We start from the raw sequence: 10058 nt of genomic DNA on the forward strand, positions 1-10058 counted from the left end.
TGCAATAAATTAATTATAAAAATTCTCTCTCGGTGTAAGAGGTGTGAAGGAGTTTATGTGCTCGCTTACCACCGGGCTCTCCAATATATTCCTTGTACAACTTCATAACTGCAGGATTCTTATGAGATTTTCGAACCTTTTTATTTACATCAATTTTATTAAGTGCTTCTGCACGTTTCTTTAAAACTTTAGGATCTTCATAACGCGGCTGACCACCACCAACACAACCACCATAACAAGCCATAATTTCAATAAAATCATATGTACATGTTCCAGCACGAATTTCATTCATTACTTTTCTTGCTTCACCAAGCGTTTGCACAACAGCAATATTTACTTTTTCTTTACCAATTATAAGCTCGAATTCTTTTCGCAAATCAAGACCACGAGTTTTTTTATACTCAACATCCGTTGCAGATTTTCCAGTAATCATCTCGGCTGCAGTACGCAATGCAGCTTCCATCACACCGCCAGTACGACCAAAAATATCTCCCCCACCAGAACTATCACCTAGCGGTTTATCAAAATCTTGGTCAGGAAGATTTGGAAAGTCAATGTTAAATTGTTTAATAAGTTTTGCAAGCTCAACTGTTGTTATCACATAATCTGCTTCGCCAACAAATTCTGGACGAGCAATTTCAAATTTTTTTGCGGTACACGGCATGATATCCACTAAAACAATATTTTCAGGCTTAAGATTATTCTTTTTTGCATACCATGTTTTAATCATAGAAGCCATCATTGCCTGCGGACTTCTACATGTAGACATGTGATTAAGTTGCTCAAAGAAAAATTGTTCAGCAAATTTAATCCACGCAGGACAACAAGTTGTTATCATCGGCAAATTCTTTTTTGATTTAAACCGCTTAACAAACTCAGTTGCTTCTTCTACAATAGTCATATCTGCTGCAAGGTCTGTATCAAATACTTTATCAAAACCAATTTCTTTAAGAGATGTAACCAATTTTCCTGTTACAGGTGTTCCAAGAGGCATGTCAAAAAGTTCGCCAAGAGCCGCTCTAATTGAAGGTGCTGTTTGCGCAACAACATGTTTATCTTTTGATTGCAATAATTTAATAATTGGCTCAATATCTTGCTTTTCATACAAAGCACCCGTAGGACACACCACAACACATTGACCGCAATTCACACAATTACTTGTTGCCATATTCAAATCAAGCGGAGGAGTAATTTTTGAGTTAAACCCCCTATTTTGTAAACTTAGTGCGCCAACAGTTTGCACATCATTGCAAATCCTAATACATCGTTGACAAAGAATACAACGATTATTATCACGAACAATTGATTTACTACTAGTATCAATTATTGATTGACGTTTTTTTCCTTCATAGGGCAACGTGTGAATTCCAAATTCTTCAGCATAAGATTGTAATTTGCAATGTAAGTTTTGCGTGCAAGTAACACAAGCGTAATCATGATTTGCTAAAATAAGTTGTAATGCCTTTTTCCTATCGTTTAAAATTCTAGGCGTGTGAGTTTTTACTTTCATACCTTCAGTAATTGGTTGCGTACAAGACGTTACCGGTTTTTTATTATTATCAATTTCTACAAGACAAAGACGACAAGCACCAATACGTTCTAAACGAGGATGCATACATAAATGAGGAATATCAATAGCGTAACGTTTTGCAACATCAATAATTTTTTCTTCTGCTTTTCCAACTACTTTAATGCCATCTATTTCAAATGTTATCTTCTCTTTTTTCTTAGTTTTTTGTATCATTACAGTCACTTATATTTCGAATTATTTTTTAGTAATAGCATCAAACGCACATACTTCATAGCATTTACCGCATTTTATGCATTTTGATTGATCAATAACATGAGGTTTTTTTAAGTCGCCACTAATACAATGAACAGGACATTGCGCTTTACATGCACCGCAACCAATACATTTACTTTCGACAATCTCATATTTAAGTAAATTTTCGCAGACATGCGCAGGACATGTTTTGTGTAAGATATGTTCTTCATATTCTTTTCTGAAATGTTTAATAGTTGAAAGCACGGGATTTGGAGCGAATTGTCCAAGACCACAGAGCGATGCATCACTAACAAATTCTGCTAATTCCTTGATTTTATCAATATCTTGAACAGTGCCATTACCACGAGAAACTTTAGTTAACATCTCAAGTAATCGTGTTGTTCCTTCACGACACGGCGTGCATTTTCCGCAACTTTCCTGCGTAGTAAATGTCATAAAAAATTTTGCCATATTTACCATACAAGATTGTGTGTTAGTAATAATAAAACTTCCAGAACCCATAATCGTTTCAAGTTCTTTCATTGATTCATAATCAAGCGTTTTTCCCAAATCTTTTTCAACAATACAACCACCTGCAGGACCGCCAGGAAATAATGCTTTAAACTGTGTACCTAGAGGGGTTCCTCCACCAATATCATAAATAATTTCTTTAAGAGTAATACCAAACGGTACTTCAATAACTCCCGTTCGCTGGATTTTTCCACTCAAACATAAAATCTTTGTTCCTTTAGAAAATTTTGAACCTATTTGCGCATAATTAGTAACGCCAATTTGAAAAATTGTTGCCACATGACCCCATGTTCCTACATTGTTTACTATTGTTGGTTTTCCAAAAAGCCCTGATTGCGCGGGGTAAGGGGGGCGAGGACGAGGAGAACCACGAAGCCCTTCAAGACTTGCAAGAAGTGCAGTTTCTTCTCCACAAACATACGCGCCTGCGCCTTGTTGAATACGTAAATCAAAATGAAAATTTTTATTACCTAAAATATGCTCTCCAAGAAAATTATGTTTGTAACAAATATCAATTGCTTCTTGAAGCGTTTTAATAGCTAAAGGATATTCAGCACGCGTATAAATAATACCTTTAGAAACCCCTGTAGCGTACGCACCAATAATAAGCCCTTCAATAATCTTAAAGGGATCGCTCTCCATAAGCGTTCTATTCATAAATGCTCCAGGATCGCCTTCATCACCATTACAAATCAAATACTTCTGACCCTTCTTATCGGCAATAAAACGCCATTTTCTGGCCGTTGGAAAACCAGCACCACCCCGACCACGAAGCCCTGCTTTTTCAACGACATCAATAACTTGAGAGGGTTTTAAGAGCAAAGCTTTTTTGAGTCCAGTAAAACCATTGAGCGCTTCATACTGAGAAATATTTGTTGGATCAATAATACCACAATGCGCAAGCACTATTCGTTGTTGCTTTTTGTAAAAAGGAAGCTTATCTACACTTGCTGCAAGGAATCGTTTCTCATAACGTTTTCTTTTCTTAATAGCCTTAAGTAAAGCAGGAACTTCTTGAATAGTAAGCGGACCGTAAATAGATTGCACACCGTCTTGCACCACTGTTACGATAGGTTCAGCATAACACATACCCACACAACCAGTCTTCATTACAGGAAGAACATTCGCTTTTTTAAGAGCATCAAATACAGGCTGACCACCAGCAGAAAGACCGCACGTTGCAAGACCTACTGTAATTCTATCAGCATGCAATAATTGTGTTGCTTCTTTTTCTTGTGTCATTATCTTACCTAATTTAGTTTAATGTACCCAAAATTTTTTTTATTTTCTCGCGATCAAGTTCACCATATACCATTCCATTAATCATCATAGCAGGAGCGCGCGCACAAGCACCAATACAATTTACTGATTCTAAACCAAACTTACCATCAGAGGTAACTTGTCCTGGATGAATCTTAAGATAATCACTAACAAATCGCGTAATTTCAGGCGAGTGTTTAATATGACAAGCAGTTCCATTACATATGCTTATGGTGTATTTACCAGGTTTAGTTAATTTGAATTGAGAATAAAAAGTTGCAACACCAACAAGATCTGCAAGAGGAATATGTAATTCTTTAGCAAGCTCTACTAAAGAAGCATCACCAATATAACCTTCGCGCTGTTGCATATCCTGAAGAATTTTAATAACATCATGTTTTTTCTCTTCCTCATGAGATAACTTTCCATCTCGAATGTCTTTAAGAAACTGCTTTTCTAGATCCTTTAAGCGCAAAGAAGTTGGCTCGTTTGTACCTATATAACGATTATGTTTATGAAAAACACCTTGAGACGTTTCAGTATGAAAAAGATAAAAATAATCAACATTATGCAACGTAACTTTTCTCACAAACACCATACCTTCGCTTCAAGTTATATTGTTTAAAAACATTTCTATTTAAGGGCTATATTCAAAATAGAGGATAAATGCATGCTGCAAAGTATTATTCTCTCTAGATTTACAAAAGTATTATCGCCAAACGCATCTATTTCGTTGATGAAGACGAAATGCGTCTAACTTAAAAAAAACTTTCAAAGTAATTAGACAAACGATTTTGAACAGAGCCTAGAGAAGAAAATAGTTGGATAAAGAAATTAAAGCATAAGACTCATTATTTACAAACAACATAATAACTACAGACAAAGGACTACTAATTTTTTTAAGCAAGAAACAACCCTAAATAATATAAATATAGAATCATTTGAAATAATACTATGAAAACAATAAATCAAAAGACAATCGAAACCATTTATAACTCAACACAAGCTTATTGGTACTTAGCAATTCTAAGCTTTGTTAGCTTCTTTATCCCCTTTATTTTGGGTCATCCACAACTTCTTGTTGGCATTGTTGTAAACACTGCACTAGTTGTTGCAGCATTACGACTACGCATGATACAAACCATTCCCATCATTATCTTACCAAGCATTGCGACAATTCTTCGAGGCCTCCTTTTTGGACCATATAGCACTATTGTCGTGATGATGATTCCATTTATTTGGGCAGGAAATCTTGTGTTTGTTTTACTCATTAAACTTGTGGCAAAAAAAATAAAACAACAACAGGTAAAAACAAACGTACGCACTATACAAGAAAGTATAAAAACAATAACAGTCCTAGCAAGCATAAAAGCAGCAGTTATTAGCACAGGAGCATTATTTCTTGTTCTACTTAATGTTATGCCTGTAGCACTCATCGTTGCATTTAGCATCATGCAACTCATAACAGCAGGTATTGGAGCAAGCATCGGCCTTGCATTGCAAAAAATATTACCCTGATAAAAAACAGAGGATTATAAACTATGACAAAAAAAGAAACAATCATCTGTGATGGAAACACCGCAGCAGCAAATATAGCCTACGCATTTAGCGAGGTTGCAGCAATTTATCCTATTACCCCATCATCCCCAATGGGAGAACTCGCAGACCAATGGGCTGCACAACAAAAAAAAAATCTTTTTAATCAAACTGTTGATGTTATTGAAATGCAAAGTGAAGCAGGTGCGTCAGGCGCAATTCATGGCTCACTTACTGGTGGAGCGCTTACAACAACATTTACTGCATCACAAGGATTACTTCTTATGCTTCCTAACTTACATAAAATCGCAGGCGAATTACTCCCTTGCGTTATGCATGTTGCCTCACGAAGTTTAGCAGCGCAAGCACTATCCATTTTTGGTGACCATAGCGATGTGATGAGTGCACGAAACACCGGCTTTGGACTGGTAAGTGCTGCAAGCGTGCAAGAAGTACAAGATTTAGCAGTTATTAGTCATAGCGTTAGTCCTGAAGCACGCATCCCATTTATCAATTTCTTTGATGGGTTTCGCACATCACACGAACTCCAAAAAATAGAAACTATCTCAGAAGATATTCTGCGAGAATTCGTTGCATATGAGGGGATTAAAGCATTTAAAGCAAACTCGTTAAATCCAGAACATCCAATCGCAAAAGTAGGTGCTGAAAATCCAGATGTATATTTTCAAGGAAGAGAAAGTGTCAACAAATTTTATGATGCAACCCCTGAATTGATTAAAAAAAGAATGACTCAGTTTGAGCAAGCAACAGGACGAAGCTACCATTTGTTTGATTACATTGGTGCGCCAGATGCAGAAAAAATAATTATTGCTATGGGTAGTGCAAATGAAACTATACATGAGACTATTGATTATTTAGTTGGTCGAGGCGAAAAAGTTGGCGCAATAAAAGTACGCGTTTATCGACCATTTAGCGTTCCTGACTTCTTAGGAAGCCTGCCACAAAGCGTGAAAGAAATTGCGGTTCTTGATAGAACCAAAGAACCAGGAAGTATTGGCGAACCCCTCTACTTAGATGTCCTTGCTGCACTTCAATCCCGCGCAGGAAAAGAACAAGGATTTGGAAACGTACAAGTTATTGGTGGACGATATGGTTTATCATCAAAAGAATTTAATCCAAGTCACGTCAAAGCAGTCTTTGATCATTTAACAAACAAAGGCTTTCATGGATTTACTGTAGGGATTAATGATGATGTCACTCATTTGTCAATTCCTTTAACAGAGCATATTGAGTCCGCACAACAAGAAGTTGTTAATTGTAAATTCTGGGGCTACGGCTCAGATGGAACCGTGAGTGCAAACAAAAACTCGATTAAAATTATTGGTCAGGAAACTAATAAATACGTACAAGGATACTTCTCCTATGATTCAAAAAAATCAGGAGGCGTTACTGTTTCACATCTCAGGTTTAGTAATGAACCTATTCGCTCAACCTATCTACTCACCAAAGCAAATTTTGTTGCACTTCATAAGCCAGAATACATCGGTAAATACGACATCTTAGAAAATATTTGTAAAGGAGGAACATTTCTTTTGAATTGCACATGGAATAAAGATGAAGTATTTAGTCATTTAACTGCAAATATGCAACAAACAATTCGCGATAAAAATATCCGTTTCTATATTATTAATGCAAACGCCATAGCAGAAAAAGTAGGTCTTGGAACAAAGATTAGTACAGCCATGCAGACAGCATTTTTCAAAGTTTCAGGAATTTTGCCAGAGGATGAAGCAATTGACTTAATGAAAAAAGCAGTTGAAAAACAATTCAAACGAAAAGGAGAACGAATTGTAAGTATGAATTGGCAATGTATCGACGAAGCAAAAGATGCAACCATACAAGTAAACATTCCCCAAGAAGAAACAAATGCAGTAAAAGAACATCAACATCCAACAGGCGAAGGGTTTATTCATAATATTATTAATCCCATCAGCCAATTCAAAGGAGATAATATACCTGTTTCTGCAATGCCCGTTGATGGCACAGTACCAACAGGCACAACACAATTAGAAAAACGAGGCATCGCAAACAAAGTGCCAAAATGGCTTCCTGAAAAATGCATACAATGCGGTATATGCTCCATGGTTTGTCCACATGCAGCTATACGAACAAAACAAATACAGCCAAAAGATTTAGAAGGCGCGCCACAAACATTTACTACACTACCAGCAAAAGGCAAACACGAAAACGATTTACAATTCAAAGTACAAGTTTATCCAGAAGATTGTACAGGGTGCGAAGCATGTGGCAATTGTATTACGCAATGTCCAGTAGGTGCACTTGTTCCAAACGATATCGCAAAAGAACGAGCAGCAGGAGAAAACGAGAATCAACGATTCTTCGATAAACTGCCGGATAATCTTGAAGGTACAAACCTTAACTCAGTTAAAGGCAGTCAACTTAAAACGCCGCTCTTTGAATTTAGCGGTGCATGCGCAGGATGCGGAGAAACAGCATACATAAAAGTTGCAACACAACTCTTTGGCGATAATATGATGATTGCAAATGCAACAGGATGCAGCTCCATATTTGGGGGAACATTCCCGACAATTCCCTACACGACAACACCTGAAGGAAAAGGACCTGCATGGGCAAATAGCCTTTTTGAAGATAACGCGGAATATGGTTATGGGTTTAGACTTGCCGTTGATGCAAACAGAAAACAACTCAAAGAGCTCTTAGAAAAAGTACTTCGCACAGGAACAACACAAGAACTTACCCAAGCAATTAGCAATTTCTTGCCCCACTGGGAGAGAAAAGACGATGAAACCAAAGATTTGGCAAAACAAGTTACTATGCATCTTTCCCAAGCAGTAAACGAAAGTCACGGCGAGAGCCAACCAATTCTTACTAAAATAAATAATCTTAAAGACTATCTTCTTGAAAAAAGCATTTGGATAATCGGCGGCGATGGATGGGCGTACGATATAGGCTTTGGCGGACTAGATCACGTATTAGCATCGGGAAAAAATGTTAACGTACTCGTTTTAGATACAGAAGTATATAGTAATACAGGAGGACAATGTTCCAAAGCAACGCCCCGAGGAGCAACAGCAAAGTTTGCCATCTCAGGAAAAGAACAAAAGAAAAAAGATCTAGGAGCAATCTTTAGAACATACGAAAACATTTATGTTGCATCAATAAACCTCGGAGCAAATATGGCGCATGTTGTAAAAACAATGATTGAAGCAGAAAGCTATAATGGGCCATCAATTATTATTGCTTACGCACCATGTATAGCACACGGTATTGATATGAAACAAAGCGTCGCAGAAGAAAAACAAGCAGTAAAGAGTGGTTATTGGCCACTGTATCGCTATGATCCTCGACGAATAGAACAAGGAGAAAATCCATTCCTTCTTGATGCGCCAACGCCAAACGTGCCATTTGCAGATTTTATAAATAATGAAATCAGGTACAAAGCATTGAAAATGCAATTCCCAAAACGAGCAGAACAATTATTTAAAGAAGCTGAACAAGATGCAGTCATCAGACGAAAAGAACATGAAAAATTAGCAGAAGATAGGGAGCGAAAAGCATAAAAAGAATAACCATTACAACATAACCTATAGGTGATATTTATGGTAAGAATTGAAATTGATTATGACAAACTAGGCGATGACAAAAGCATTCTTGACGTGTGCCCAGCAGGCGTGTTTGAAGAACAAGGCGGAAAAATCGTAGTCGCGCACGCAGACCAATGCGTTGTTTGTCGGGCATGCGAAGGCGCAGCACCAGAAGGCGCAATAACTGTTATCGAAGAATAAAAACAAGTAAAAAAATTATTTTTTATTTTATTTTTTAATGTTTAAGAATTTTTAGTTCTACAGAATTGTTTTTTACCATAAGAGAAGCAGTTCCACCAATAGGAAAAGTAATCAAAGGATTTGTATGTCCAAAATCAGCATTTGCAATAATGGGAAGATTCTTTAATTCCTCTTTAGATTCAATTATATATTTCAATTTTTCAAGATTCATTTTTGAACCTTCTTGAAATCTTCCAATTACAATTCCTTTAACTTTTTCAAAGTTGGGCTGATGAATTAAAGATTGTAAATTTCTATCAAATTCAACATCAAAATCAGCTCCTGCAAAATCATCATCTTCAAGAAATAGAATTGAATTAGAAATATCAGGCATGAATTCAGTTCCTTGAAGTAAATTAAAAGTGCAAAGATTTCCACCAAAAATTGTTCCTTTTGCTTCCCCTTCATGAAGAATCCAATAACCACTATTTTTCATCAACGTCCTATTTTCTTGGTCTTTATACCAAGGATCATCAGACCAAGTTTTAGAAGGTTTTACTTCAAATTCATCTTCTTCAAGTAAGCTTTTTTTAAAATATTCAAGATTATACTCGAACTCTTTTTTCATTGCCCATGTTGAAAAGTGAAGCCCTGAATACGTCACCAAACCAGTTTTTGCAGTAATTGCATTACAGAGTGCAGTAATATCTGAAAACCCGCACAAAATCTTAGGATTTGCCTTGATTAACTCATAATCAAGATAAGATAATAATTCATTAGAGTTAAATCCGCCAATATAAGTGAAAATTGCTTTCGCATTTTTATCACCAAATGCTTCATGCAAGTCATCAACTCGAGACTTAATAGATGAAGAATTCATTAAGTCTTTTTCAAAAAGATTTTTAGAGAAAATTACAGTGAAACCTTGCGCTTCTAAATTACTTTTTGCTGCATTAACAAATTCATCTGTTGAGATTGTTGCACTGCGAGCAGGAGCAACAACGCGGATTGCATCTCCTTTTTTAAGTTTAGGTGGAATAATCATTTTAAATTATATCTCAAAAGTTTTTTCATCTCGTTTACAAACAAGAGTCTTTATTAAAAAAACTTAATGACCATTTGTAATCTCATAGTTCTTTTTTAGTTCACATCTGCTCAAGACGCTTAATTCTATCTTGAATGGGTGGATGCGTTGACCA

General features: G+C 36.3%; 7 protein-coding genes. 3 read left to right on the forward strand and 4 right to left on the reverse strand.

All coding sequences use genetic code 11. The annotated features are described in order from the left end of the window. Positions 1-13: 13 nt before the first annotated feature. From K9M74_02755 to K9M74_02765, 3 genes are read right to left on the reverse strand one after another with little or no spacing between them, the layout of a single operon-like run. Positions 14-1744: a [FeFe] hydrogenase, group A gene (locus K9M74_02755; protein ID MCF7798798.1), complete on the reverse strand. Its 1731-nt coding sequence runs from the start codon at positions 1742-1744 to the stop codon at positions 14-16. Positions 1745-1765: 21 nt separating this feature from the next. Further along, positions 1766-3538 (reverse strand): 4Fe-4S binding protein, encoded by a 1773-nt coding sequence (locus K9M74_02760; protein MCF7798799.1) that lies wholly within the window; start codon positions 3536-3538, stop codon positions 1766-1768. Between the two features lie 13 nt (positions 3539-3551). Then, positions 3552-4154: an NAD(P)H-dependent oxidoreductase subunit E gene (locus tag K9M74_02765; GenBank protein MCF7798800.1), complete on the reverse strand. Its 603-nt coding sequence runs from the start codon at positions 4152-4154 to the stop codon at positions 3552-3554. Between the two features lie 356 nt (positions 4155-4510). Between K9M74_02765 and K9M74_02770 the strand changes: the two genes are divergently transcribed. From K9M74_02770 to K9M74_02780, 3 genes are read left to right on the forward strand one after another with little or no spacing between them, the layout of a single operon-like run. Then, positions 4511-5074 carry a hypothetical protein gene (locus K9M74_02770; protein MCF7798801.1) on the forward strand — a complete coding sequence of 188 codons (564 nt, stop codon included), beginning with the start codon at positions 4511-4513 and terminating at the stop codon, positions 5072-5074. Between the two features lie 23 nt (positions 5075-5097). Next, positions 5098-8655, forward strand: coding sequence for a pyruvate:ferredoxin (flavodoxin) oxidoreductase (nifJ, locus tag K9M74_02775; GenBank protein ID MCF7798802.1), 3558 nt, complete (start codon positions 5098-5100; stop codon positions 8653-8655). A 39-nt stretch (positions 8656-8694) separates the two neighbouring features. After that, on the forward strand, positions 8695-8880 hold the full coding sequence (locus K9M74_02780; protein MCF7798803.1) for a ferredoxin family protein: 186 nt from the start codon (positions 8695-8697) through the stop codon (positions 8878-8880). 34 nt (positions 8881-8914) lie between these two features. Here K9M74_02780 and K9M74_02785 read toward each other — a convergent pair whose 3' ends face one another. Next, a complete protein-coding gene (locus tag K9M74_02785; protein MCF7798804.1) occupies positions 8915-9901 on the reverse strand; it encodes an LD-carboxypeptidase in 987 nt (328 codons plus the stop codon). Positions 9902-10058: the final 157 nt, after the last annotated feature.

The organism is Candidatus Woesearchaeota archaeon (assembly GCA_021734105.1).
Classification (GTDB): Archaea; Nanobdellota; Nanobdellia; order Woesearchaeales; family SKGA01; genus SKGA01.

What these genes read in the sequence shown, in the direction of transcription:
- nifJ (MCF7798802.1), top strand. Translation starts at nt 5,098, where the DNA reads ATGACAAAAAAAGAAACAATCATCTGTGATGGAAACACCGCAGCAGCA.
- K9M74_02755 (MCF7798798.1), bottom strand. Translation starts at nt 1,744, where the DNA reads ATGATACAAAAAACTAAGAAAAAAGAGAAGATAACATTTGAAATAGAT.
- K9M74_02780 (MCF7798803.1), top strand. Translation starts at nt 8,695, where the DNA reads ATGGTAAGAATTGAAATTGATTATGACAAACTAGGCGATGACAAAAGC.
- K9M74_02770 (MCF7798801.1), top strand. Translation starts at nt 4,511, where the DNA reads ATGAAAACAATAAATCAAAAGACAATCGAAACCATTTATAACTCAACA.
- K9M74_02765 (MCF7798800.1), bottom strand. Translation starts at nt 4,154, where the DNA reads ATGGTGTTTGTGAGAAAAGTTACGTTGCATAATGTTGATTATTTTTAT.
- K9M74_02760 (MCF7798799.1), bottom strand. Translation starts at nt 3,538, where the DNA reads ATGACACAAGAAAAAGAAGCAACACAATTATTGCATGCTGATAGAATT.